Source organism: Rugosimonospora africana (assembly GCF_016862975.1).
GTDB classification, from domain to species: Bacteria; Actinomycetota; Actinomycetes; order Mycobacteriales; family Micromonosporaceae; genus Rugosimonospora; species Rugosimonospora africana.
Genome location: NZ_BONZ01000099.1, coordinates 14,154 through 39,999 on the forward strand (window position 1 = coordinate 14,154; position 25,846 = coordinate 39,999).

At 71.0% G+C, this 25,846-nt stretch carries 17 protein-coding genes; 5 read left to right on the forward strand and 12 right to left on the reverse strand.

The window, feature by feature from the left end:
• The first annotated feature begins 2 nt into the window (after positions 1 to 2).
• The 4 genes from kdpB to Raf01_RS43105 are packed head-to-tail and all read left to right on the forward strand — an operon-like array spanning position 3 to position 6,418.
• Positions 3 to 2,204 (forward strand): potassium-transporting ATPase subunit KdpB, encoded by a 2,202-nt coding sequence (kdpB, locus tag Raf01_RS43090; RefSeq protein WP_444544554.1) that lies wholly within the window; start codon positions 3 to 5, stop codon positions 2,202 to 2,204.
• Entirely contained in the window at positions 2,204 to 3,094 is an 891-nt protein-coding gene (locus Raf01_RS43095) for a potassium-transporting ATPase subunit C (protein WP_203923934.1), read from the forward strand. Before kdpB ends, Raf01_RS43095 begins: the two co-directional genes overlap by 1 nt.
• 37 nt (positions 3,095 to 3,131) lie before the next feature.
• Positions 3,132 to 5,738: a sensor histidine kinase gene (locus Raf01_RS43100; protein ID WP_203923935.1), complete on the forward strand. Its 2,607-nt coding sequence runs from the start codon at positions 3,132 to 3,134 to the stop codon at positions 5,736 to 5,738.
• Positions 5,735 to 6,418, forward strand: a complete 684-nt coding sequence (locus tag Raf01_RS43105) for a response regulator (protein ID WP_203923936.1) — start codon at positions 5,735 to 5,737, stop codon at positions 6,416 to 6,418. The genes Raf01_RS43100 and Raf01_RS43105 overlap by 4 nt, the downstream gene beginning before the upstream one ends.
• A gap of 73 nt (positions 6,419 to 6,491) precedes the next feature.
• Here Raf01_RS43105 and Raf01_RS43110 read toward each other — a convergent pair whose 3' ends face one another.
• From Raf01_RS43110 to Raf01_RS43125, 4 genes are all read right to left on the reverse strand, one after another.
• Positions 6,492 to 8,006 (reverse strand): CehA/McbA family metallohydrolase, encoded by a 1,515-nt coding sequence (locus tag Raf01_RS43110; protein WP_203923937.1) that lies wholly within the window; start codon positions 8,004 to 8,006, stop codon positions 6,492 to 6,494.
• A gap of 78 nt (positions 8,007 to 8,084) precedes the next feature.
• Entirely contained in the window at positions 8,085 to 9,560 is a 1,476-nt protein-coding gene (locus Raf01_RS43115; protein WP_203923938.1) for an arylsulfatase, read from the reverse strand.
• A 5-nt stretch (positions 9,561 to 9,565) separates the two neighbouring features.
• Entirely contained in the window at positions 9,566 to 10,957 is a 1,392-nt protein-coding gene (locus Raf01_RS43120) for an NADH-quinone oxidoreductase subunit NuoF family protein (protein WP_203923948.1), read from the reverse strand.
• Positions 10,958 to 11,094: 137 nt separating this feature from the next.
• On the reverse strand, positions 11,095 to 13,095 hold the full coding sequence (locus Raf01_RS43125) for a hypothetical protein (protein WP_203923939.1): 2,001 nt from the start codon (positions 13,093 to 13,095) through the stop codon (positions 11,095 to 11,097).
• Positions 13,096 to 13,637: 542 nt separating this feature from the next.
• On the opposite strand from Raf01_RS43125, the gene Raf01_RS43130 reads away from it, so the two are divergent.
• Complete coding sequence (locus tag Raf01_RS43130; protein ID WP_203923940.1) at positions 13,638 to 14,657, forward strand: glycosyltransferase family 4 protein; 1,020 nt, start codon at positions 13,638 to 13,640, stop codon at positions 14,655 to 14,657.
• 23 nt (positions 14,658 to 14,680) lie between these two features.
• Here the strand turns inward: Raf01_RS43130 and Raf01_RS43135 are convergent, their stop codons facing one another.
• From Raf01_RS43135 to Raf01_RS43170, 8 genes are all read right to left on the reverse strand, one after another.
• The gene (locus Raf01_RS43135; protein ID WP_203923941.1) at positions 14,681 to 17,446 is read right to left on the reverse strand and encodes an NACHT domain-containing protein; all 2,766 of its coding nucleotides are present in this window, start codon (positions 17,444 to 17,446) and stop codon (positions 14,681 to 14,683) included.
• Positions 17,447 to 17,448: 2 nt separating this feature from the next.
• A complete protein-coding gene (locus Raf01_RS43140; protein ID WP_203923942.1) occupies positions 17,449 to 19,914 on the reverse strand; it encodes an AAA family ATPase in 2,466 nt (821 codons plus the stop codon).
• Positions 19,915 to 20,211: 297 nt separating this feature from the next.
• Entirely contained in the window at positions 20,212 to 20,715 is a 504-nt protein-coding gene (locus tag Raf01_RS43145) for a P-loop nucleotide/nucleoside kinase family protein (protein WP_203923943.1), read from the reverse strand.
• A 25-nt stretch (positions 20,716 to 20,740) separates the two neighbouring features.
• Positions 20,741 to 21,643, reverse strand: a complete 903-nt coding sequence (locus Raf01_RS43150; protein WP_203923949.1) for a carbohydrate ABC transporter permease — start codon at positions 21,641 to 21,643, stop codon at positions 20,741 to 20,743.
• Positions 21,643 to 22,626, reverse strand: coding sequence for a carbohydrate ABC transporter permease (locus Raf01_RS43155; protein WP_203923944.1), 984 nt, complete (start codon positions 22,624 to 22,626; stop codon positions 21,643 to 21,645). The genes Raf01_RS43150 and Raf01_RS43155 overlap by 1 nt, the downstream gene beginning before the upstream one ends.
• The gene (locus tag Raf01_RS43160; protein WP_203923945.1) at positions 22,623 to 23,921 is read right to left on the reverse strand and encodes an extracellular solute-binding protein; all 1,299 of its coding nucleotides are present in this window, start codon (positions 23,919 to 23,921) and stop codon (positions 22,623 to 22,625) included. Before Raf01_RS43160 ends, Raf01_RS43155 begins: the two co-directional genes overlap by 4 nt.
• A gap of 214 nt (positions 23,922 to 24,135) precedes the next feature.
• A complete protein-coding gene (locus Raf01_RS43165; RefSeq protein WP_203923946.1) occupies positions 24,136 to 25,158 on the reverse strand; it encodes a LacI family DNA-binding transcriptional regulator in 1,023 nt (340 codons plus the stop codon).
• A 103-nt stretch (positions 25,159 to 25,261) separates the two neighbouring features.
• A partial coding sequence (locus tag Raf01_RS43170; RefSeq protein WP_308442701.1) for a GNAT family N-acetyltransferase occupies positions 25,262 to 25,846 on the reverse strand: 585 nt, incomplete at its 5' end.

Below are 25,846 nucleotides of genomic sequence, written 5' to 3' on the forward strand. Positions count from 1 at the left end.
ACATGGCTGTCACCAGCACAATGGGGAAGGCTCCGGCGGTCAAGCAACCGTCGGGCAGCGGGCCGCGCCGGGTCGGCGGCGGTCTGCTGGACCCCAGACAACTCTTGAAATCCACCCCGGACGCGGTCCGCAAGCTGAATCCGTTCACCCTGTGGCGCAACCCGGTCATGTTCATCGTGGAGATCGGTTCGGTCTTCACCACCATCCTGGCGATCGGTCACTCGACCGTGTTCTCCTGGCTGATCGCGATCTGGCTGTGGCTCACAGTCCTGTTCGCCAACCTGGCCGAGGCGGTCGCCGAGGGCCGGGGCAAGGCGCAGGCCGACGCACTGCGCCGGGCGAAGACCGACACGGTCGCCCGCCGGCTGGTCGACTGGAAGCCGGGCGCGACAACGCTCCGCGAGGAGCAGGTACCGGCGCCGCAGTTGCAGCAGAACGACTTCGTCGTCGTCGAGGCGGGACAGACCATCCCGGGCGATGGTGACGTGGTCGAGGGCATCGCGAGCGTCGACGAGTCGGCGATCACCGGCGAGTCGGCTCCGGTCATCCGGGAGTCCGGCGGTGACCGGTCGGCGGTGACCGGCGGTACCAAGGTGCTGTCCGACCGGATCGTCGTGAGGATCACCCAGAAGCCGGGGGAGAGTTTCATCGACCGGATGATCGCGCTGGTCGAGGGTGCCAACCGGCAGAAGACGCCGAACGAGATCGCGCTGAACATCCTGCTGGCCGCGCTCACGATCATCTTCCTGCTGGCCGTCGCGACCCTCCAGCCGCTGGCGATCTTCTCCAAGGGGGTACAGGCGTTCGCGCCGGACACCCAGGCGCTGGACTCGCACGGTGTCACCGGCATCGTGTTGGTGTCGCTGGTGGTGTGTCTGATCCCGACCACGATCGGGGCGCTGCTGTCGGCGATCGGCATCGCCGGCATGGACCGGCTGGTGCAGCGCAACGTGCTCGCGATGAGCGGCCGGGCCGTCGAGGCGGCCGGCGACGTGAACACGCTGCTGCTGGACAAGACCGGCACGATCACCCTGGGCAACCGGCAGGCGAGCGAGTTCGTGCCGGTGGAGGGCGTCACCCCGACCGAACTGGCCGACGCGGCGCAACTGTCCAGCCTCGCCGACGAGACTCCGGAGGGGCGCTCGGTGGTGGTGTTCGCCAAGGCCGAGTACGGGCTGCGCGAACGCACCGCGGGCGAACTGACCCAGGCCACCTGGGTGCCGTTCACCGCGCAGACCCGGATGTCCGGCGTGGACATCGCCGAAGCTCGCGGAGGCTCAGACGGCTCAGCCGAAGGCGTCCGGTTGCGTTCCGTCCGCAAGGGCGCGGCGGCCGCGGTCATGAAGTGGGTACGGGACAACGGCGGCCACCCGAGCGACGAGGTCGGGCCGATCGTCGACGGCATCTCCGCCTCCGGCGGCACCCCGCTGGTGGTGGCCGAGTGGGTCGAAGGGCAGCCGGCCCGCGCGCTGGGCGTCATCCACCTCAAGGACGTCGTCAAGCAGGGCATGCGCGAGCGCTTCGACGAGATGCGCCGGATGGGTATCCGGACCGTGATGATCACGGGTGACAACCCGTTGACCGCGCGGGCGATCGCCGAGGAGGCCGGTGTGGACGACTTCCTCGCCGAGGCCAAGCCCGAAGACAAGATGGCTCTGATCAAGAAGGAGCAGGAGGGCGGGAAGCTGGTCGCGATGACCGGCGACGGTACCAACGACGCTCCGGCTCTTGCCCAGGCCGATGTCGGGGTGGCGATGAACACCGGTACGTCGGCGGCGAAAGAGGCCGGCAACATGGTCGACCTGGACTCCGACCCGACGAAGCTGATCGAGATCGTGGAGATCGGCAAGCAGTTGCTGATCACCCGGGGTGCGTTGACGACGTTCTCCATCGCCAACGACATCGCGAAGTACTTCGCGATCATCCCGGCCATGTTCGCGGCGATCTACCCCGGCCTGGACACGCTGAACATCATGCGGCTGCACAGCCCGACCTCGGCGATCCTGTCCGCGGTCATCTTCAACGCCATCATCATCGTGGCGCTGATCCCGCTGGCTCTGCGTGGCGTGCGGTACCGGCCGAGCACCGCGTCCGCGATGCTGCGCCGGAACCTGTGGATCTACGGCATCGGTGGCATCATCGCGCCGTTCATCGGCATCAAGATCATTGACCTCATTATCATGTCCATCCCTGGGATCTCGTGATGCGTCTACCTTCCTGGATTTCCCAACACCTGGCCGCGCTGCGGGCTCTGCTCGTGCTCACCGTGGTGCTCGGCATCGTCTACCCACTGGTCATCACCGGAGTCGCGCAGATTCCGGGCCTGAAGCACAACGCGGACGGCTCGATGGTGAAGGCCGGCGACACCACGGTCGGCAGCAGCCTGATCGGCCAGTCGTTCACCGACAAGGACGGCAACCCTCTGGTGCAGTACTTCCAGTCCCGTCCCTCGGCGGCCGGCGACGGGTACGACCCGACGTCCACCAGCGCCTCGAACCTGGGCCCGGAGTCCGTGGTGGACACGCTGCCGGACCCGGCGAACAAGGACGACACCGGCACCCCGAGCCTGCTGACTCAGGTCTGCTCGCGCAGCCTGGCGGTCGGCCAGCTGGAGGGTGTGGACGGCTCCCGGCCGTTCTGCACCAGCGACGGGGTCGGCGCGGTACTGGCGGTGTTCTACCGGGACGGCTCGACCGGCCCGGTGACCCGGGTGGTCAGCCTCAACCAGGAGTGCCCGGCCACACCGTTCATCAGCGAGTACAAGGGCGTCAAGGTGGAGTGCGCCACGTTCGGCGACGACTACTCCAAGGGTGTCGTCACCCCGATCCGGGGCGACGCGCCGGACCACCCCGCCGTGCCCTCGGACGCGGTGACCGCCAGCGGCTCCGGCCTCGACCCGCAGATCAGCGTCGCGTACGCGGACCTGCAGGCATCCCGGGTCGCCCGGGAGCGGGGCACCTCGGTGGACAACGTCAAGAAGATCGTCAGCCAGTACACCACCGGGCGGGCGCTGGGCTTCATGGGCGAGCCGGCCGTCAACGTGCTGCAGGTCAACCTGGCGCTGGACAAGCAGTACCCGTACCACCAGAACTGAATGACCGCCGCCGGGGCGGCACACGGAAGGGAGACCCATGTCGCGAGGACAGCTACGCGTCTACCTCGGTGCCGCCCCCGGCGTCGGTAAGACCTACAAGATGCTCGAGGAGGGACACCGCCGCCGGGAGCGGGGGACCGACGTGGTCGTCGGGTACGTCGAGTGCCACGGCCGGCGGCACACCGAGGCGATGCTCGGCGACCTGGAGGTCGTGCCCCGCCGGACCATCGCGTACCGGGGCTCGGCGTTCACCGAAATGGACATCGACGCCGTACTGGCGCGCAAGGCCGAAGTGGTCCTCGTCGACGAACTGCCGCACACGAACGTTCCCGGCGCCCGCAACGCCAAGCGCTGGCAGGACATCCAGGAACTGCTCGACGCCGGGATGACGGTCATCACCACCGTCAACATCCAGCACCTGGAGTCGATCAACGACGTCGTACAGGAGATCACCGGCGTACCGCAGCGGGAGACCGTACCCGACGAGATCGTCCGCCGGGCCGAGCAGATCGAACTGGTCGACATGGCGCCGGACGCGCTGCGCCGCCGGATGGCGCACGGCAACATCTACGCACCCGAGAAGATCGACGCCGCGCTGGGCAACTACTTCCGGGCGGGGAACCTGACCGCCCTGCGGGAACTGGCGCTGCTCTGGGTCGCCGACAAGGTCGACGAACAACTCGACCGGTACCGCGCCGAACACCACATTTCCGCCACCTGGGAGACCCGGGAACGGGTGGTGGTCGCGCTGACCGGTGGCCCCGAGGGCGACACCCTGATCCGCCGGGCCGCGCGGATCGCCGACCGCACCAAGGGTGCCGGCCTGGTCGCCGTACACGTCACCCCGAGCGACGGCCTCACCGGCAGCGGCGATCCGGCGAACCTGGCCCGGCAACGCACCCTGGTCGAGGACCTCGGCGGCACCTACCACCAGGTGATCGGCAGCGACATCCCGACCGCGCTGCTGGACTTCGCCCGTGGCGTCAACGCCACCCAGCTGGTCCTCGGCGCCAGCCGCCGCGGCCGGCTCGCCCAGATCTTCTCGCCCGGCGTCGGTGTCACCACCACCGCCGGGTCCGGCACGATCGACGTGCACCTGGTCAGTCACGAGGAGGTCAAGCGGGGTCGCGGCCGGGTGGCTCCGGCAAACGCTTTGAGCTGGGGGCGCCGGGGCACCGGCTTCGCGCTGGCCGCTCTCGGCCTGCCGGCGTTGACGGCGCTGCTCACCCAGGTCCGCGCGGACGTGTCGCTGCCCAGCGACATCCTGCTGTACCTCGCCTGGGTCGTGGTGGTGGCGCTGGTCGGTGGCCTGTTCCCGGCCCTGTGCGCCGCGGTGGGCGGCTTCCTGCTGCTCAACTACTACTTCGTCCCACCGATCCACCTGTGGACGATCGACGAGTGGGAGAACATCCTCGCGCTGTTCGTCTTCCTCGCCGTCGCGGTGGCGGTCAGCGCCACCGTCGACGCCGCCGCCCGGCGCACCCGCGAGGCGGCCAGCGCCCGCGCCGAAGCCCTGACGCTGTCCACCCTGGCGGGCAGCGTCCTGCGCGGCTCCCGGCCGCTGCCGGCGGTGCTCGACCAGCTCCGCGAGGCGTTCGGCCTGACCGGTGTCAGCCTGCTGGAACGGCGGCCCGACGCGCCGCCCGGCCCGCAGGAGCGGCACGACCCGGCGGTGTGGCGGCTGACCGCGTCGGTCGGCGACAAGCCGTGCCTGACGCCGACCGACGGTGAGGTCGACATCCCGATCGACCCCGACCTGACCCTCGCGTTGCGCGGCGGGCCGCTGGCCGCCGCCGACCGGCGCGTGGTCGAGGCGTTCGCCGCCCAGGCCGCCGTCGCGCTGCGTCAGGAACGGCTGGCCGAACAGGCCGCCACCGCCAGCACCCTGGCCGAGGCCGACAAGCTGCGCACCGCGCTGCTGTCCGCGGTCAGCCACGACCTGCGCACCCCGCTGGCCTCCGCCAAGGCCGCCATCACCAGCCTGCGCAGCCACGACGTGGTGTTCGACGAACACGACCGGGACGAACTCCTGGCCACCGCCGACGAATCGCTCGACCGGCTGGTACGGCTGGTGGAGAACCTGCTGGACATGAGCCGGCTCCAGGCCGGCGTGCTGGGCATGTCCCCGCAGCCGATGAGCGCCGGCGAGGCGGTCGCGAAGGCGGTCGACCAGCTCGGCACGCCCGGGCGGGACGTGCGGATCCAGGTCCCGGACGAGCTCGCCGAGATCAACGTGGACCCGGCTCTGCTCGAACGCATCCTGGCCAACGTGCTGTCCAACGCCCTCCGGCACAGCCCGCCAGGGCGGCCGCCGATGGTCACCGCGAGCGAGCACGCCGGGTACGTCGAGGTACGGGTCATCGACCACGGCCCGGGAATCCCGGTCGCCGACCGGGAGCGGGTGTTCCTGCCGTTCCAGCGCCTGGGCGACCGGGACAACGACACCGGCGTCGGCCTCGGCCTGGCGCTGTCCCGCGGCCTGGCCGAAGCGATGAACGGCACCCTCGAACCCGACACCACGCCCGGTGGCGGACTGACCATGACCCTTCGGCTGCCCGGGACACGACCGCTCGACCCCAGTCCCGTACCCGCGCAGCCGACCGACGCGAACACCCACAGCGGTGGGGAGGCAACCAGAACATGACCCGGATCCTCATCGTCGACGATGAGCCGCAGATCCTGCGGGCACTGCGCATCAACCTGACCGCCCGCCAGTACGACGTACTCACCGCCGCCGACGGTACGGCCGCGCTACACGCTGCCCGTACCGACCATCCCGACCTCGTCGTCCTGGACCTCGGCCTGCCGGACATCGACGGTACGCAGATCATCCGCAGCCTGCGCGCGTGGACCCCGGTACCGATCGTGGTGCTGTCCGGCCGGACCGACAGCCGCGACAAGGTCGACGCGCTGGACGCGGGGGCCGACGACTACGTCACCAAGCCGTTCAGCGTCGACGAGCTGCTGGCCCGCATCCGGGCGGTCACCCGCCGCAAGACCTCGCCGGACGCGACGCCGGACATCCGCATCGGCCGCTACACGGTGGACCTGACCGACCTGAGCGCCTACCTGACCGAGGACCCGAGCCACACCGTGCACCTGACCCGCACCGAGTGGCAGCTGCTCGACGTGCTCGTGCGCAGCCCCGGCAAGCTGATCAGCCAGCGGCAGTTGCTGCACGACGTGTGGGGGCCGACGTACCTGGGCGAGACCCAGTACCTGCGGCAGTACATGGCCCAGCTGCGCCGCAAGCTCGAAGACGACCCGGCCCGGCCCCGGCACCTGATCACCGAGCCGGGCATGGGGTACCGATTCCGGCCCTGAGTGCGCGCTCTCGCCGGATGAAGGCACCGGGCGGCGCCCGGAACGCGGACGCCGCCCGGCACGAACAGAGACCTCACGACTTGCCGACGAAGATGGGGTTCGTCATCGCCACCATGGCGTTCGGTGTCGTGGTGTTGGGGCCGCCGGAGGGGCGCCGCACCTCGAGCCGTACCCAGCGGCTGTAGCGCGGGTACGTCGTCCAGGTCACCGTCGCGGTACCCGAGTCCGGCACCGTCTCGCTGTGCTCCGGGCCCAACTGGTCCAGGATCGACACCGTCGTACCCGGTACCCCGCCGACCTGCGCGGTCACCGTCACCGGCGTACCGATGTCGGAGGCCAGCCGCTCACCGATGCCCGCCGACTTGCCGCCGTCCGAGACCGAGAACGACAGTTGCACCGCAGACGACTCCGCCAGCCAGGAGCGGCCCGCCTTCAGCCCGGCGAGCAGATCCTTCTGGCGCAGGCTGTCGGCCAGCACCACGGTGTGCGGCAGCGCGACGATCTGGTTCGGGTTGTGCGCGTCCGAGTCACCGATCGCCGGGATCCACTTGCCGCTGCGTAGCAACCCGTCCCAGTGGTCGACGGTGGCCTGGTCGTCCTCGGTCCACGGACCGTTCCAGATCTCCACGAGGTCGGCGATCTCGTACGCGAACTCGTACGTGCACCCGAAGCAGTTCGCGAACGGGTGCGCCGCGGTCACCAGGCCGCCCGCCTTGTGTACCTGGTCGACGAAGTGCTGGAAGTCCTTCGAGTCGGAGGCGCGGTACCGCCAGTCGATCCAGGTGCCCGCCGGCAGTCCGATGGCCGGCCAGTGCCCGGAGCGGGTGGTGACCTCCTCGCCGTTGAGGATCAGCAGGTCGTCGGTCGCCTCGTCGCCCCACTGAAGCTGCGAGCTGGACGTGTTGTGGTCCGTGGAGACGATGAAGTCCAGGCCCGCGCCCCGCGCGTCGGTGACGAGCTGCTGCGGCGTGCGCTGGCCGTCGGAGTGCACAGTGTGCAGGTGGCAGTCGCCGCGGTACCACGCCTTGCCGCGCTGCTTCGCCGACGCCGTGGCCGGTGCCGGGTGCGGCTTGAACGGCTGGCCCTCCGGGCCGAAGGTGAGCGTGATCTGCACCTGGTAGTTCAGGCCCTGTGGGGCGACCGTGTACGGCCCGAGGATCACGTGCCAGGTACCCGGCGTGATCGGGCCCGGGATGTAGCCCGGGGTGGCCTGGGAGGCGCTGATCGAGAAGCTGGTCCGGAAACCGCCCGACCAGCCGCGGAACCCGCGCTGGTTGCCGAGCTGGATGCCTTCCGGTCCGAACATCCCGATGTCGCACGCGTTGCCGCGTACGCCCGCGGGTACCGCCGGCTTGTCGTAGGAGTAGGAGACGTCGATCTGGTTGACCCCCTTCGGCACCTCGACCGGCAGGTAGTACCAGTCCGAGATGCTGGGCGTGAAGGTCCCGGTCACCGTCTTGGTCTGCTGGGACGTGCCGCCTGCCGGCGCGCCGAACGCGACGCCGGGCAGCAGGTTCACGGCCGCGCCCGCGGCAACGGCTCCGCCGGCGAGAAGGAGATTGCGCCGAGTCAGGTCGCCAAGAGACATGCGTACCTCCGCATAAGGCAATGTCGCGACCGACCTTAGGGGCGACGGGCGTACGCGGAGCCACGGTGACATGAACAGTCAGGCGATGGAGAGCACCGGCTCGCGGCCGGGTACCAGCGCGCCGTCCCGCACGTACCCCTCGGGGCGGCCGGACAGCGCGTCGATCAGCCGGGCGCGCCAGGTCTCCAGCGTCCCGGCGTGTGCCGGAGCGCCGGCCAGGTTCACCGTCTCGCCGGGATCCCCGTCCAGATCGAACAGCTGCTCGTGCCCGGTGCCGGACAGCCACACGTACTTGGTCCGCCCGTCCGTCACGAACTGCAGCGACTGGCCCAGCAGCGTGTGCTCGCCGTGCAGCCACCGGCGCCACTCACCACCGTCACCGCGGTCACCGCCGCGGGGCAGCTGCAGGACCCCGTCACCGCCGCGGGCCAGCGGCAGGACGCTGCGTCCCTCGACGCCGTCCGGCACCGGCACCCCGGCGCAGTCGAGCAGCGTCGGCATGACGTCGCGCAGCTCGACGACCTCGTCCCGGACCGTACCGGCGGCGATGCCGGACGACGCCGGACCGTGCAGCAGGAACGGGATGCGCGCCGAACCCTCATACGGGAAGCCCTTGCGGAACAGGTTGTGCTCGCCGAGCATCTCGCCGTGGTCGGACACGAACGCCAGGTAGGTGTCCTTCGCCAGCCCGAACTCGGCCAGCGCCTCCAGGAACCGGTTGATCTGCTGGTCGATGTGGGTCATGTGGCCGTAGTAGCCGGCCCGGGCGCGGTGCAGCGTCCGCTGGTCCATCCGCGCGACCAGCGCCTCCGGGTTGTGGTCGTCGCGGTGCTCCGCGTACTCCTGCCACCAGTCGCCCACCACCGGCCGGTACGGCGGCGTGTCGAGGTACGTCTCGAACGCCCAGGACGGTGGATCGTACGGCGGGTGCGGCCGGTGGAACGACAGGTACAGGAAGAACGGTGCGGTCGGGTCGCGCCGGTACAGCCAGGAGATGGCCTCGGTCACCGTCCAGTTCGTCGGGTGCAGCGCCTCGGCGCGGGGCCACGGCCGGGCCGGCACCGAGTTGCACCCGATCCCGTGGTCGGCGTAGTCGGCGACGGTGGACTCCGTCGCCCGCGACCGCAGCCAGGGCAGGTAGTCGTCGATCTCCTCGAACGGCCGCGAGCGTCGCCGGGCCTGGTGCAGGTACCCGTCGTGCAGGATCACGTTGTCGAAGCCGATGCGGGCGCGCTCCGGGTACACGTGCAGCTTGCCGATCGCCTGCGTCTGGTACCCGGCCCCGCGCAGCACCGCCGGCAGCGTCACCTGGTGCTCGAAAGGCACCCCGTCGAGGTACCCGACCCTGTGGTGGGTCTGCTGGCTCAGGCCGGTCATCAGGGCGGTACGCGCCGGGATGCAGGTCGGCGTGGCCGAGTACGCGTGCCGGAACCGGGCACCCCGGGAGGCGAGCCTGTCCAGGTACGGGGTGCGCACCACGGGGTGGCCGTCGATGGACAGGCAGTCGCCGCGCCACTGGTCGACACAGATGAGCAGGATGTTCGGGGAGTTCACTCGTGTCAGCGCCGGGACTTCTTGCGGTTGGGCTTCTTGGTGCCGTCGGACAGCCGCAGCGCCAGCGCCGGGCACATGTTGACGGCCTTGCGGGCCTCGCTCTCCAGCCACGCCGGGACCGGCGTGTCCGGGAACGACGGGTACCCGTTGCCATCCAGCCGGATCAGCTCCGGCACGATGTGCGCGCACAGGCCGTGGCCGTCGCAGCGGGCCCAGTCCACCGCCAGCCGGGAGCCGGTCGCCGCCTCACCGGCCGGCAGCGGCAGGACGTTCTTCGTCGGCAGCCCGCACCCGTCGTGCAGGATGTGCGCGGAGACATCGTCGGCGAACGTCTCCAGCGCGGACAGCGCGAACCGCGCAGTGCCGTCCGGGTGGCTGCACGCGCCACGTCCCCGTACCGCGCCGGCCGCGGCGCGGATCGCGTCGACCGACCCGCTGCCACCGCTGCCGTCGGCCAGCGAGGCCACCGCGCGGGCGACGTCGGGCAGCCCGAGCCGGCACGGCCCGCACTGACCGGCCGACTGCCCGGCGAGGTAGTGCGTGACCCGGGTGACCTCGGCCAGCGGGCAGGTGCCGGGCCCCAGCGGCAGGATGATCCCGGCGCCGAGCGTGCCGCCCACCGATTCCAGGCTCGTGCGCGAGATCTCCGCCCGCTCGGCCGCTTCCGGCCCGATCCACTTGCCGTGGAACCCGCCCATCAGCACGCCGGGCCCGACCTCGGCGTCGCACATGTCCAGCACGGCCATCAGCGGCACGCCCACGGCCGCCTCGACCACCGCGGGGTATTTCGCCGAGCCGCCGACCGACAGCAGTACCGTGCCCGGCTCGCGGTCGGTCCCCGTCGCCCCGTACCCCCGGGGTCCGAGCCGGGCGGCGACCGCGAGCTGCGAGTACGTCTCCGCGTTGGACAGCAGGGTGGGCAGCCCGTTCACGCCGTTGTCGCTGGCCCGCTGCTTGCGGCCGGGCGGGATCGGGATCTCGCCGTTGATGCCGCGCACGAGCGCGCCGCCCTCGCCGGAGATGAACCGGTGGGGCATCGTGACGATCCGGGTGGGCGCCGGCATCCGCCGCTCGGCCAGCGCGCGCATCAGCGACTCGCCGCCGATCCCGTCGTCGGCCACACCGAGCACGATCTCGCTGGCCTGCAGCGCCCGCGCCGCGATCGCGGCGCCGTCCAGGATGAGGTGCGGCGCCCGGGTGAGCAGCACCTTGTCCTTCCAGCTGGCCGGTTCGCCCTCGGTCGCGTTGACCACGACGACCGTCTCGGCGAGCCGGCGCCGCGCGGACTCGACGACCGCCTGGACCTTGCGGGCGAACGGGAAGCCGGCGCCACCCCGGCCGAGAAGGTGGATCTGCTCGGCGAGCTGGATCAGCTCGTCGATCGACAGCGGACGCATCGGGCCGTGCACGGACTGGTGCGCGCGCAGGTCGAGGCGGCGGTACTGGTCGAAGCCGGCGGTCAACCGCGCCGGGCCGGCGCGCAGAACGGCCGGTACGCCCGGGACCGCGGTGCTCAGAGCGACAGCGGAGCTGGTCACCGCAGTACATCACCTCGCATGTGCGCCCAGAACTCCTCGTCGGAGATGTCCTCGGCCGGCTTCGCGGGGCCCGGCGCCTCGATCGGTTCGGCGGGTGCGGCGGGAAGCTCGGCCAGCGAGCGGCGGCGGCGCTTCGGCGGCTCGGCCGCCGGCTCGGGGGCCAGCAGGTCGTCGACCGGGGTGCGGGGGCGGCGCGCCGGCCGCTCCGGCTCCGACCGGGTGTCGAGAAACCCGCCGGTCGGGTAGTCGCTCTCGGCCCGCCGGCCGCCGGCGTACCCGCGCTGGTTGCCGGCCTCCTCGTAGCCGCGGCTGTCAGAGCCCCAGCCGTCAGCAGAACCTCGGCTGTCGGAGCCACGACTGTCGGAGTCACGGCCGTCAGCAGAGTCACGGCCGTCAGCAGAGCCCCGAATGTCGGAGCCACGTCCGTCGGAGCCACGCCCGTCGGAACCCCGGCTGTCGGCGGAGCTCCGGGTGCCGGCGCGGCGCCGGCCGCCCGGTTCATCCCGGTCGGGTCCTGACCCGTCGGGTACGTCCCGGTCCCAGCCTTCCCGTCCGCGATCCTCCAGCTCCGTGCCGAAGTCGCCCCAACTGTCGCGATCCCAGCTGTCCCGCGCCCGTACCTGCCGGAAGGAACCGGTACCCGAGCGGCGCCTCTCGCCCTCGCCGTCCTCGTACGCGCTCTCCGGGAACGCCGGCTCCTCCTCGGGCGCCCGGTAGCTCACGTCCGGAGTCATCCGGCTCGCGCCCACGTCGTCGAGGTAGGAGAGCCGGGGCACGGGCTGCCCGGTCAGCGGCGCGTCGTCGTCATCCGGAGCCGAATGGCTGCCCCGCGAGGCGCGGGCCCGCTCGCTCCGGCTGGAGAACACCGGGCCCGCCGCGAACGAGTGGTTGCCCGCCTCGTCGTACCACTCCACTCCGGGCTCGCCGGTGGGCAGCGGCTCGTCCAGCTCCGAGCGGCGCCCGCCACGGCCCGGGCGTCCCGCGGACACGTCGTGCCGCCCGGACGAGTCGTCGCGGTCGCGCCGTCCGGCCGCAGCCGCGTCGTCGTCCAGGATCCGCCGGGCGAACGGGTCGTCGCCGTCGCGCTCGCGCCGTCCGGCGGTCGAGTCGCCGTCGAGAACCCGGCGGGCGAACGGGTCGTCGTCGACCGGGCGCCGGGCGAACGGGTCGTCGTCGGTCGTACGCCGGGTGAACGGGTCGTCGTCCAGGGTGCGGGCGACCGTGCTGAGCGCTGGCTCAAGCCGCGGGTTGACCGGCTTGCCGATGGCCTTGATGGTGCCGGTGGTCTGCGCCTTGGGAGAGCGCATCCGCCGGCCCCAGGACACCGACAGGCGCACCAGCGAAGCGAGGACGACCAGCAGCACGCAGACCACGTAGCTGACGGTCACCCAGGTCTTCGCGTGCCGGCCGGCGTTCAGGCCGTGGAACAGCGCGACGATCCAGGACAGGTACGCCGAGGCGTGCACCGCCCGCCACAGCCCGGGGTGTGCGCTGCCGGCGAACCGGCCGCGGATGATGCCCGTCCAGGTCACCAGGAACATCAGGTAGCTGGCGATCGTGCCCAGCCCGATGTAGAACACCTTGTGCGACGCCACGAACGGCACCACCACGTCGATGACGCTGGCGTGGCTCTCGACGATCTTCGTGAAGATGTGGACGCAGAGGAAGATCATGGCGGTCGACGCGGTCGCACGGTGTACCGCCTGGAGTAGCACCCTGTGCCGGACCAGCAACACGATGCGGTCGGTCGCGGCCAGACCCACCATCACCGCGATGGACAGCGACACCAGAGAGAAGACGCCGGAGTAGAACTCCAGGAAGTGGTACACGGCGGAGATGACCGTCCTGCCGGCGCCGGTGAAAGTCAACCCCGCGCCCACGAGCACGAGAGCGGCGGCGACGCCGAGTGCGATCACCCACAGCCGGGGCGCGCCGGGGCGGCTGGCCGGGGTGTTCCTAGCCTGGACAGAAGGCTGGCTGAAGGCTCCTCTAGCCACGGCTCCTCGATCTCTCGCGTCGGGGCCGCGGGCTCGCGTGTCGTGTTCCTCGCGGCCGGCGGCGGGTCCTGTGCTGTTGCCAGGTGCTCAGCTAGTGACAGGTGCTCAGCTAGGCGACCGGCCGTACGACGGCGGTGGGTACGGGCTGTCGCGGCAACCTCAGAAAAGCAACCAGATCGGTTGGTCCTCCTACGTCTCCGGGGGATTGTGATTCCCGGACGGGACCGTACCATTACGGTTTTCAACAATCCATGCTTATCGGGTACGGCTGGCGGTCACCTATCGTAAAGGCCGGTGACTGCCGTGAATGAAGCGGGCTTCCAGAGCGTCCGCGTACCGGAAAATCGCCTGGTCGTAAGGCCCTTGGCGCGACGATTGCGAACTAGCCGTCCCCGGCGCACCGAACGCGCCGGCGTCCGGTTCCGGCCGGTTTCCTTTGGGCGGTGTTCCGGCAACCGGGCGTCATGCTCGCAAACGCGGGTGTCGGGCCGCCGGATGATGGTTGACTGACCTCGACGGAGTTCGCCGGAACGGGGGCAGTCGTGCGGATCGGACTCATCTCGACACCGTGGACGCCGCTGCCGCCGCCCGCGTACGGCGGCATCGAGGGCGTCGTCGACCGGCTGGCCCGGGGATTCGTCGCGGCCGGACACGAGGTGCTTCTCGCCGCTCCCGGAGACAGCGCGTGCCCGGCACCGATCATCCCGGACTCACCACCGGCGGACGTCGACGGGATGGGACTCAGCGAGGTCGAGCTCGGGCACGTCGTGCGCGCGTACAACGCCATGCCGGACATGGACCTGGTGCATGACCACACGCTGTGCGGGCCGCTGTACCGCCGCCGCCCGGCCGGCCTGCCGGTCGTCACCACCAACCACGGCCCGTTCCGCGCTCAGCTGCGCGACATCTATCAGGCCATGGCCGAGGACGTCGCGCTGGTGGCGATCTCCCATCATCAGGCGTCCACGGCCACCAATGTGCGCATCGCGCGGGTCATCCATCACGGCATTGACGTCGACTCGGTACCGGTCGGCGACGGCACCGGCGGCTATGCGTGTTTCCTCGGGCGGATGAACCCGAGCAAGGGCGTGCGCGAGGCGGCGATGGTCGCCCGGGAGGCCGGGATTCCGCTACGCATCGCCGCCAAGATGCAGGACAAGGGGGAGCGCGAGTATTTCGAGTGCGCGGTGTCCCCGTTGCTTTCGTCCGACATCGAGTACCTCGGCGAGTTGAACACCGGTGAGAAGTACGAGTTGCTGGGTGGCGCGTGCGCGCTGCTGAACCCGATGCAGTGGCCGGAACCGTTCGGGCTGGTCATGATCGAGGCGCTGGCGGCCGGTACCCCGGTGGTCGCCACCCCGGCCGGCTCGGCGACCGAAATCATCGACGACGGCGTCACCGGGTACCTGCGCGAGGACGTTCCCGCACTCGCCGCCGCCCTGGCCGAGGCCGGCACCCTGGACCGCGCCGCCTGCCGGGAGGTCGCCGTCAGCCGGTTCAGCACCGAACGCATGGTCTCCGACCACCTCGACCTGTACGCCGAACTGATCGGCCGCCGCTAGCGCGCCGCTGGCGGCGACTCGGCCTACTCGTCGTGCCGGTCGTACGGGTCGGTCCAGGTCTCCTGCCCGACGATGCCCAGCAGTCGGTCGATCGACCGCTGCGAGCGGCCGTCCCCGATCTCGGTGAAGATGCGCCGCGCCTCCCACAGGTCACGGTCGTGCTCGGATTCCCCGTTGGCCCGGCGCAGCTCGCCGCGTGCCCACCGGGCCCGGGCGCGCAGCGGCAGGCGGGCCGGGGACTCGGCGAGGTCCGGGTGCGCCAGCTCCCGCTCGACCAGGTGCAGCTGGGCGTTGGCGGCCCGGAGCAGCCCGGCCGCGGTCAGCGCGCGCACCAGCAGGCACCTCGCCCGGATGTCGCCGGCCACGTTGCCCATCCAGCTGAGCGCGACCATCGCCTCCGTCGCGCGGTGGATCGCCTTCGTGGCCAGCCGGTCCACGTACCCGTTGCCGGTGTGCGCGCCGTCCGTGCTCGCGTGGTACCGCCAGTGCTCCAGGTAGAGCCGGGCGCGCCGGTACAGCACGTTGGCGTGCCGCCGCGCGTCGCCGTCGCAGCACCGCTCCGCGAGGTCGAGGTTGTCCAGCGCCTCCGCCCAGTCGTGGCGGCGCCGGCGCTCCTCGAAGTGCTGGAGCCAGACCCAGAACCGGTGCTCCTCGCCGAGGTGACGGGTCAGCTCGTCGTGCGGCTCGTCCAGGTCGATGTCGGAGTTGAGCGCGACGAGCAGCCGGAGCAGCGCCAGCTCGCGGGTACGGCGCTCGGCGCGGAACATCGCCTTCGCGAGCTGGAACTCGGTCTCCGCCTCCTTCGGCCGGCGCATCTGGAGGTACGCCTCGCCACGCTTGAGGTAGACGGTGCCCCGCCTCAACACCGCCGGATCGCGACCCGGGCCGCTGCGCGGCGAGATCCGGTCGGTCAGTTCCAGCGCGGTGGTCAGGACGGCGAACGCCTCCCGGTAGTGCTCGACGGCGACCAGGCAGCTGCCTTTGGCGATGCGCACGTCGATGCCGCCCAGCACGCTGCCGTCCCGCTCGGCGGCCAGCACCGCGAGGTCGAACAGCGCCATCATCTCGCTGGCCGGTACCCCGGCCGGTACGAGCGAGTGCAGCCGGCGGGCGATCCGCCAGCACACGCCCCACTCGCCGGCCGAGTACGCCTTGCGGAAGCTGTGCGCCACGTTCGCGTACTCGGCCCGGATCCAGGTGTCCGGGTGCTGGGCGATCAGCGCGGCCAGCCGTGGCCCGGCGATCGCCTGGTCGGCTCCGGTGTCCCGGGTGGGCGGGGTGAAGTCCGGCTCCAGGATCGCCAGTACCTCGCAGATGACGCTCTGGTACGCGATGTCCAGCCGGTTGACCGCGGCGGCCCGTTCGTCGTCCGGGTCCTCCTGGTCCGACCGGGTCCTCGCGAACAGCTTCACCAGCGTGTTCAGCCGGTACCGGACCAGGTCCGTGACCGGGTCGGCGGACACGTAGTCGATGAACTGCGCGCGGTACAGCCGGTCGGTCAGGTCTTCGGCCTCTTCCAGCGGTACGCGCATCAGCGGGCACAGCACCCACGGGACGAAGGTGTCCGACTCGACCAGCCCGAGCAGCCGCAGGGCGCGCTGCTCCACCGGGTCGAGTTGCTGGTACTCGGTGGCGAACCCCTCCTCGACGTTGCGCCCGAGCCGGGTCAGCCGCTCCAGCCGGGTGTCCTCCTCGCGCAGCAGGGTGGCGACGCTGACCAGGTCGGAGCGCTCCTGGGAGACCCGCTCGCCGGCCGACTGGATGGCCAGCGGCAGCCGCCCGCACGACTCGATGATTTCGACGGTGGACGGCGTGGAGTGTTCCTGGCTGCGCGCCGCCGCCTGGAGGATCTCCAGGGCGTCGTCGGCGTCCGGCACGTCCAGCCGCCGGGATCCGATGCCGAGATTCGGCCCCAGGTCGCGGCGGCTGGTCACGATCGCCGCGCACAGCGACTCGTTGGGCAGCACGTCCAGCACCTGCCGGTGGTCGCGTGCGGCGTCCAGGATGAACAGCAGCCGCCGGTCGGCGGTCAGCGTACGGAAGATGCGGACCCGGTCCTCGGCCCGCTCCGGCATCGCGCCGGGCCACTTCAGCGCGTCCAGGAAGATCTTGAGGATCTCCCCGGAGGACAGCGCGTCGCCCGCGTTGCCCAGGTTGACGTACAGCTGGCCGTCCGGGTACTCCCCGGCCAGCCTGCGGGCCAATTCCTGGGCGAGGGCGCTCTTGCCCACCCCCGGCTTGCCGTGGATGAGCAGCAGGACCGGCCATCCTCCGGCCTCGGCCCGGGTTCCCGCCGCCGCCCGTGCCGCACGGTGCTGGCGCAGCAGGCCGTCCAGTTCGGCCTCCCGGCCCCGGAAGCCCTCCTTCGCCGGCAGCGGCTCGGCCACCTCCGGCCGCATCGGCGTGACCCAGCTGGCGGGTGCCGTGACCGGGTCGGCGGAGTCCATCACGGGCTTCCCGAGGGCGCCCCACCGCCGGATGCCGGCCCGCGGCGCGGTGACGGTGGGTGCAGGTGCGGTGGGTGTGAGTGTCGTGCCGGTGGGCGCCGTGCCGGGTGCGGTCGCGGTCGACGCGGCGGCATTGCCGGACGGTACCGAGGCCGGCCGGCGCCGGGTGCCCCGCTCCTCGCGGCGCTCCAGCTCGATCACGATCACCCCGAGGAAGGCGAGTACCACGGCCGAGGCCAGTCGGGGCCAGGCCGGCCAGTGATCGGGCCAGGTCGTGGTGATGAGCGTGACGACGGAGACGCACATGCCGCCGAACACGATGCGTGCCTGCCGGAGTGCCACGGTCAGCTCCCGTGCCCGTCCGGGGCCGCCAGCCGGGCCAGCCGCTCGTGTACCTCCCCGGCCTTGTCGGCGTCGCCGAGGTCAGCGAAGATGCGGAAGGCGGTACGCAGCAGCCGCCCCGCCTCCGGCGTCGGGTTGTCCGACTGGCGGGCGAGCCCCAGCAGGTGACACGCCTCCGCCTCGGCCCACCGGTCGCCGCAGTTGATGAAGTTCTCCAGTGCCTCTTCGAGCATCGTGACCGCCTCGTCAACGCCGTGCTCCAACAGGTACGCGTGCCCGATCACCAGCCGGCAGTGCGCCTTGCCGTACCGGTGGTTCAGGTCCGAGAAGAGGCGGATGGCCTCGTTCCCGTGCTTGCGTACCTCCTCGAAGTTCACCGCCCTGGTGAGTTCGAGGCCGGCCGCCCGGTAGGTGAGCCAGGCGAGCCAGAGCTGCTGCCCGTGCCGGCGCGCCGATTCCAGCCCGGCGTCGATCGCCAGCCTGCTCTCCGGGTAGCGGCCCTCGGCCTCGGACACCACGCTGGCAGCCCAGGACAGTCCGGCGCGGTACCGCTCGCCCAGCTCGGGATGCCGCTCGTACAGCTCGGTGGCGGTTCGCAGGGTCGCCACGGCGGCCGGTACCGACACGGTGCGCTGAGCCTGCGCCACCGCCAGCTCGCGCAGCGCCTGGAGCTGCTCGGCCGGGTCGCCGGTGGCCTCCTGGTACGCCCGGTTCAGCTCGTCCTGGGCCAACTCGGTCTGGTGAGCCCGGCGGTACAGCCGGCCGAGGCACCGGTGCGCCCGGGCCGCCGCGGCCGCGCTGACCACGGCCGGTGCGAGCGCCGCCCGGGCGAGGTCGTCGGCCGCTTCGAAGTTGCCCAGCTCCGCCCGTACCTCCGCGAACGCGGCCAGCGCCAGCCCCTCGGCCCGCCGGTCGCCCATCTCCCGGGCCACCGCGACCGCCCGGCGGGCCTCTTCGGTGGCACTTCGCAGCGCCCCGGCCTCCAGCGCCCCGAACACGTCGTCGCGCAGTGCCCGCGCCGGATCGGTCCGGCGGCGCTGGCGGGCCCGGGTGCCCAGCCGCTCCCGCAGGGCCGCACGCTCCTCGGCGCTGGTCGTCTCGGCCAGCCGCGTCTCCGCGAGCCGGTACACCGCCTCCGGCACCACGAACTCCGGCACCCCGACCGAGTCGACGCTGGTGCGGTTGACGAAGCCGGCGAACCCCAGCCGGTCCGCGATCCGGGTGGCGGCGCGCTCGTCGACGCCGAGCACCGCGGCGAGCATCCACGGCGTGAACGTCTGCGCCGGCAGCAGTCCGAGCGCCCTGACGGCGGCGCGTTCCTGCTCGCTCAGCAGGGCGTAGCTGAGGTCCAGGGCCGCCGCGCCCGCCTGCTCCTCCGGTGACCGTGGCGCGCCCAGCCGGCGCAACGCGGCGGCGAGCCGGGTGTGCGGCATGGCGGCCAGGCCCGCCGCGGCGGCGCGGACCGACAGCGGGTGCCCCTGGGTGACCCGGACGATCTCGTCGGCCGCCTCGCGCTGCTCCCGGATCCGCTGCTGCCCGACGATCGCCCCCAGTACGGTCAGCGACTCGCCGCCGTCCAGCGGACCGATCGACATGCTCGGCGCGGTGGTGGGCAGGCCGGGCAGCGGGGTCGCGGCGGTGACCAGCACGGCACACCGTGGCCCGGCCGGCAACAGCCGCCGGACGACCTCCGCGTCTCTCGCGTCGTCGAGGATGAACAGCACGGCACGCTCGGCGGTCAGCTCCTCGAACCGCTCCCGCAACTCGTCGTACCCGGACGGCAGGCGTTGCCATCGGGGCTGGAGCGCGTAGACGAAGTAGGCCAGGGCCGCGGCGGCTGAGTCCGCCGCGGCTGAGTCCGCCGCGGCTGAGTCCGCGGCGGCTGAGTCTGTGGCGGCTGAGTCCGCGGCGGCTGAGTCTGCGGCGGCCGAGTCCGTGTCGCCCGGCGATTCGGGCTCGGCCGTTTCGGCGGTACCGGCACCGATCCGGGCGAACAATTGCCCGTCGGGAAACACCTCGGCCGCCAGATGCGCCGCCTTGACCGCGAGTGCGGTCTTTCCCATCCCGTCCTCGCCGTGCAGGACGATCAGCCGGGGACGCGATTCTCCGGTGTCTTCTCCGCCGTACGGTTCGCCGCGCAGGTGCCCGAGAATGGCGGCGAGTTCGGCGTCCCGCCCGACGAATAGCGATGAGGTCGGCGGCAGGTCGTGGGGAACGAAGTACTGCCGGCCGGGCCGGTGCCGTTCGGTCGCCGGGCGGCGCCGTACGACCGCGGCCCGCATCCGCACGACGAGTATGGTCAGCACGGCCACGACATACGCCGCCACCGCCCACTGCTGCACCCTGCCGTCGGTGAACAGCGCCGGCAGGCCACCGAGGGCGAAGACAATGACGTCGACGGTTCTGATCGAGATCCACGGGCGGCGTGCGGGCGTGATGGGGGAATGCGGATCGTCGGGCCGGCTCATCGAGCCTCCTCATCTCTTCCCCTCAATATTGTTCGGTTCGCGCAACCGGGAGGCGTCGGTCGAATGGGCGTAACGGCGCGTCGATCATCGTGTCCGCGATGGACCGCCGGGGAACGATCGTGGGTGAATTGGTCGGGCGAGGCGCCATAGCGATCGATGCGGCGTCGTAATTCCGACCCGCTGGCGCGCATTTTCCGGCGGTACTGTCGATAAGCCGACCGGTGTGACGAATGGCCGGTGGGTCGGCGGCTTTCCGGTGGGTCGGCGGCTTGCGGTGGGTCGGCGGCTTGCGGTGGGTCAGCGGCTCTCCACCAGTCGCCGGTATACCGCCTCGACGACCGTCTCCAGTGGCGCGGAGGTGTCGATCAGGACGTGATCGTCCGTCCACGGTTCATAGGCGGCGGCTCGGGACTCGACCTTCTCCCAGGTCGGCTCCGGCAGGTGGCGCAACCCCCGGCGCCGGCTCTCCAGACGGCGCCGGTGTTCCGTCCGGTCGGAGCAGGTGAGCACGACGAATCGCAGCGCCACGGCCGCGCGCTCGGCCGCGTGACGCCAGGTCGACCGGGCCGGTTCGCTGTCGTTGACGGCGTCGACGACGACATCCCGGCCCAGCGCCAGGTTCTGCTCGGCGGCGGCCCTGGTCACCTCGTACGCCGCGACTCCGGTCTCCCAGCCCGGTGGCAGGCCGGCGCCGAGCATGGCGTCCTCGGCCGTGTCGATCGACAGGTGCACGGCGCCCAACCTGGCGGCGACACCGGCGGCGACGGCCGTCTTGCCGGTGCCCGGCAGACCGGAGATCACGATCAACACAGTTCACCGTACCCGGCTACTTGACCGAGCCGGCCATCACCCCGCGGGTCAGGGTGCGCTGGAAGATCAGGAAGAACAGCACCGCCGGGACGATCCCGAGCAGCGCCGAGGCGCTGGTAGTGGTCGCGTCCATCATCCGTTCGCCCTGCAGCACGCCGAGTGCGACGGGCACGGTCTGCTGGTCGCTGGAGATCAGGAACACCAGCGGCAGGAAGAACTCGTTCCAGGTCCACACGAAGAAGAACGTGAGCAGTACCGACAGCGTGGGCCGGCTGACCGGTACGACGATCCGCCACAGCACCCGGAACCGGCCGGCGCCGTCGACCTCCGCCGCGTCCAGCAACTCGCCGGGGAAGCTCGCGTACACCGAGGTGAGCAGGTACGTGCCGAACGATCCCTGGATGACGATGAAGATGATGATGACGATGGTCAGCGTGTCGTACAGGTGCAGGCTCTTGGACACGTAGTAGAGCGGGTACACCAGGACTTCCTGCGGCAGGAGATTGGCGACCAGGAAGAAGACCAGGAACCAGGTGCGCCCGCGGACCCGCCCGATGCCCAGCGCGTACGCGTTGAGAACCGACAGGATCACGCCGCCGACCGCGACCGCGGCGCTGACCAGGAAGCTGTTGAGCAGCTTGCGCCCGAAGTCGACGCGGTTCCAGAAGTCGGCGATCCCGCGCAGGTACACCGAGTGCGGCATGCCCAGCGGACCGTGCGCCGCGTAGTCCGCGGGACTCTTGACCGCGTTCAGCGCGACGACCAGCAGCGGGGCGACGGTCAGCAGGACCAGGACCACCAACCCGGCCAGCACCACGTGACGGGCGGGACCGCGGCCCTGCCGGCGCCGGCCGGTCGCCTTGGCGCCGGGTGCGGCCGGATGCCGGCCGGTGGCCCGGGTCGCCTCCGCCGTCGCCATCACGAACCGTCCATTCGCTGCCCGCGTGCCTGGATCCGGAGGAACACCACGGTCAGCAGCACGATGATCAGCGTCAGTACCGTGGAGATCGCCGATCCGTACCCGACCGCGGCCTTCTCGAAGTAGTTCTTGTAGGCGAAGTACGACGGCACCAGGGTGGCGTTGCCCGGCCCGCCCCTGGTGAGCACGAAGATCTGACCGAAGATCTTCAGTCCTGCGATGGTCGTGGTGACCAGTACCACGTAGATCTCCGGCCGGATGAGGTGCACCGCGATCCGGCTGAACCGCTGCCACCACGACGCGCCGTCGAGGTCGGCCGCCTCGTACAGCTCCGGGTCCACGCGCGACAGGCCGGACATGAACATGACCACCGGGTACCCGACCTGGACCCACACCATGATGGCCATCACGCTGTACAGCGCGTACTTCGGGTCGCCGAGCCAGTTGACCGCGAGGGCCCGCAGGTGCAGCCGGTCCAGGATCGAGTTGAGCGCTCCGTAGCTCGGATGCAGGATCCAGCCCCAGACGATGCCGCTCACCGCGACCGGCAGCACCTGCGGCAGGTACAGGCCGGCGCGCAGCAGGCTCGCGGTACGGGGGCCGACCACCTTCGCCACGTAGTCGAACAGCACCGCCGCCAGTACCAGGCCGATCAGCGTCGGCAGCACCGCCATCGCGAGGATCAGCAGGGCGATGTGCTCGAACGAGGCCCAGAAATTCTCGTCGCGCACCAGCCGCGAGTAGTTCCGCAGACCGATCCACTGTGGACGGCCGATGCCGGTCCAGCGCGTGAAGCTGACCCCGACCGTCATCACCAGCGGCACGACGATGACGCCGACCGACAGCAGGATGCCAGGCAGCAGGAAGACCAGGTACCCGCGGCGCCGGGCCGACCGGCGGCGCGTGGGGGCCGGCGGGCCGGGAGGGGTCGGGGGCAGCGCCCGGGTGTCCCCGGTGCCGCCCCCGACGGCGGTCGCGGTCATTTGCCGATGTCCGCCAGGTTGTCGTTGTACGGTTTCGCCAGTTCATCGAGGACCTGGCCCGGCGTCTTGGCCGCGTTGATCAGATCCTGGACGCCGGCGACCATGGTGTCGTAGTAGCCCGGGGCCGGCCAGTCCGGATAGAACGCCAGCCCGTCGTGCGACACCACGCCGTCGAACAACGCGATCAGGTCCCGGTTCTTCTCGTCGGTGACGCTCGCCGGTTCGGCGGCGACCGGCAGGCCGCCGGAGTTGGCCATCAGGTTCTGCACGTCCGGCTTCATCGTGGCGTCGATGAAGTCATATGCCAGGCTCTTGTTCTTCGCCTTCGCCGGAACCACCCACAGGTTGCCGCTGGACCCCGGGTGCAGGCTGTTGCCGGGAAACAGGAAGCTGCCCCACTCGAAGTTCTTGACCTCGCTGACGAAGCGGCCATACCACCAGGTGCCGGAGATGACCATCGGGAACTTGCCCTGCTCCCAGGCGACACCCATGTCCTCGGCCTTGATGCCGGCCGAGTTCTTCGGGATGTAGCCGGCCTTGACCCAGCGGGCGAAGGTGTCGGCGGCGTAGCTGAACTCCGGGCCGTGGAAGTCCACCTTGTGCTTGTAGAGCTGGAAGTCGTCGACGAAGGACCGGGTCGCCTTGGACAGCGCCAGATCGTAGAAGATCTGCTGGGCCGGGTATTCTCCGCCGCCGACCGACAGCGGAGTCACTCCGGCCTTGACGAACGTGTCCATCGCGGTCTCGAACTCGGCGAGCGTGGTCGGCACCCGCACGTGGTACTTGTCGAACATCGCCTTGTTGTAATAGACGAGGTCGCCCAGCTCGCCGTAGTTCGGCACGCCGTACCACTTGCCGGAGCCCATGATGCCGTCGGCGTCGTACCGTGCGGTCGTCTGCAGGCTCGGGGACAGCTTGCCCGCCCAGCCGCGCTGCTGCGCCTGCGTGCTGAGGTCGGTCAGCAGGCCCTGCTTGGACAGCAGGCCCGCGGTCGCGTTGCCCTTGTTGTATTCCATGACGTCGGGCGCCTGGTCGGAACCCAGGATCTGGCTCGCGGTCTGCTGGATCTGCTCGAAGCTCTTCTCCTCGAACTTCACCGTCACGCCCGGATGGCTGGCCTTGAAGTCGTTGATGGCCTGGTTCCACGCGATTCCCATGGCGCTGTTCGGACCCTCGTAGTGCCACAGGGTCAGAGTCTTGGAGTCACCGGAGTCCGAACCGCTGCACGCAGCGACGCCGAGCGCCGCCGCCATGAGCAGGACACCGAACGCGGCGCCCGCTTTCGCCCGAAACATTGGCTCCTCCTAGGACGTTCGGCGAATTCTCGGCGAGCTGTCGGGTACGAGCTGGTCGCACGGGCCGGCGTCGGAGGGGGAGCGGTCGACCGGCCGTCGAAGCGCTTCGGTGAAGGGATCGTCGAAGCGCTTGCGTATCACGCTAGGAAGGACCAGCCGACATGTCAACATCGATGGATCTCTCCTTCGGCGCCGGGAGACTCCCGGTTGTCGCTCAGCCGGCGCGCGGGCCGGTGCCCGCGTCGGCGCAACTGTCCCGCTCCGCCAGCGACGGCGCGAGCAGCCGCGTCTCCGCCCCGCGCTCGCCGCGCAGCAGGCTCATCACCCGTTCCACGGCCAGCGCGCCCAACTGGTGGCCGGGGATGTCCACCGACGTCATCCGGATCGGCAACCCCAGGGCGACGTCCTCCGGGCAGATGGCCACGACCGACACGTCCTCCGGCACCCGCCGGCCGGACGAGCGCAGGATGCCCAGCAACGGCGAGAGCGCGGCCTCGTTGTGCACCACCAACGCGGAGACGCCGGGCAGCTCGTCGTCGATCCGGTTGAGGCAGGCGAGGGCGCCCTCGAAGGTCGGCTCGCTCGGGTGGCTCGCCGAGGCCAGCCCGTATTCCTCGACCGCGTCGACGAACCCGGCGAGGAAGCGCGTGGCGTAGCTTGTGCCCCGCTCGTACACGGCCGGCGGCGGACCGATCAGCCCGACCGCCCGGTGTCCGTGCTCGGCGAGGTGCGCCACGGCCGTGTAGCCGGCCGCCGCGAAGTCGAGGTCGACGCAGGAGATCCCGCCCGGCCGGTTGGGCAGGCCGATCAGGACGGCGGGCTGGCGCAGCCGGCGCAGCACCGGGATGCGCGCGTCGTCGCTCTCGATGTCCATCACGATGAGGGCGTCGACCATCGCGCTGCCGGCGACCCGTTCCAGACCGGCGGATCCCTCGTCGTTGGTCAGCAGCAGGACGTCGTGGTCGTAGGAGCGCGCGGCGGTGACGACCGACGTCACGAACTGCATGATGACCGGGACGTTGATGTCACTGCGCAGCGGCGCGGCCAGGGCCAGCACGTTGGTGTGCCGGCCGGCCAACGCCCGGGCGCCGGCGTGCGGACGGTAGCCCAGCTCGGCGATGCTCGCCTCGACCCGGGCCCGGGTGGCCGGTGAGATCGGCCGGCGTCCACTGAGGACATAGGACACGGTGCTCGTGGACACGCCGGCCGCCGCGGCGACGTCGGCAATGGTTGCCACCGGGGAACTCCTGGGTCCGGAAATCTCCTAGGTCGGGGTCTCCTAGGTTGGGGTCTCCTAGGTTGGGTCTCCTAGGTCGAAGCGCTTCGACTTCTCTCGAAGGCTAACGGGCGCTCGCCTGCCCGGCAAGATACTCCTCGCGGGTCAGCGCGTACACCACGACCGGCTGGTTGCCATGGGCGGGCACCACGGTCTCGCGGTCGAACCTCAGGCCGATCTTCTCCATCACCCGCCCCGACGCCCGGTTGTCCACGTGCCGGATGCTGACGATCCGGTCCAGTCCCCGGTCGACGAAGCCGAACCGCAGTACGGCGACGGCGCCCTCGGTGGCGAAGCCTCGGCCCCAGAACGAGCGCGCGAACCGCCAGCCGATCTCGACCGTGGGCAGCACCTCGGGCAGGAAGTTCGGCACCGCCAGCGTCACCCATCCGGCGAGTTCCCCGGTGTCCTTCGGGCGTACCGCGTACATGCCGTAGCCCTTCTCCGCCCAGTCGCGGCGCACCCCCGCCAGCCCGGCCTCGGTCTGCTGCCGGCTGCGCACGGAACCGTCGCCGATGTACCGCATGACCTCGGGGTCGGAGTTCATTGCCGTGAGCGCGTCGAGGTCGTCGTCGCGTACGTGGTCCAGAACGAGGCGGGGGGTCTCCAGAGCGATCATGCGCCCCATCTTCTCCCAGAGCCTGCTGCC

Excerpts from the sequence above, each read along its gene's own strand:
- kdpB (WP_444544554.1), top strand. The coding sequence starts at position 3 with ATGGCTGTCACCAGCACAATGGGGAAGGCTCCGGCGGTCAAGCAACCG.
- Raf01_RS43095 (WP_203923934.1), top strand. The coding sequence starts at position 2,204 with ATGCGTCTACCTTCCTGGATTTCCCAACACCTGGCCGCGCTGCGGGCT.
- Raf01_RS43100 (WP_203923935.1), top strand. The coding sequence starts at position 3,132 with ATGTCGCGAGGACAGCTACGCGTCTACCTCGGTGCCGCCCCCGGCGTC.
- Raf01_RS43105 (WP_203923936.1), top strand. The coding sequence starts at position 5,735 with ATGACCCGGATCCTCATCGTCGACGATGAGCCGCAGATCCTGCGGGCA.
- Raf01_RS43110 (WP_203923937.1), bottom strand. The coding sequence starts at position 8,006 with ATGTCTCTTGGCGACCTGACTCGGCGCAATCTCCTTCTCGCCGGCGGA.
- Raf01_RS43120 (WP_203923948.1), bottom strand. The coding sequence starts at position 10,957 with ATGCGTCCGCTGTCGATCGACGAGCTGATCCAGCTCGCCGAGCAGATC.
- Raf01_RS43140 (WP_203923942.1), bottom strand. The coding sequence starts at position 19,914 with ATGAGCCGGCCCGACGATCCGCATTCCCCCATCACGCCCGCACGCCGC.
- Raf01_RS43150 (WP_203923949.1), bottom strand. The coding sequence starts at position 21,643 with ATGGCGACGGCGGAGGCGACCCGGGCCACCGGCCGGCATCCGGCCGCA.
- Raf01_RS43155 (WP_203923944.1), bottom strand. The coding sequence starts at position 22,626 with ATGACCGCGACCGCCGTCGGGGGCGGCACCGGGGACACCCGGGCGCTG.
- Raf01_RS43160 (WP_203923945.1), bottom strand. The coding sequence starts at position 23,921 with ATGTTTCGGGCGAAAGCGGGCGCCGCGTTCGGTGTCCTGCTCATGGCG.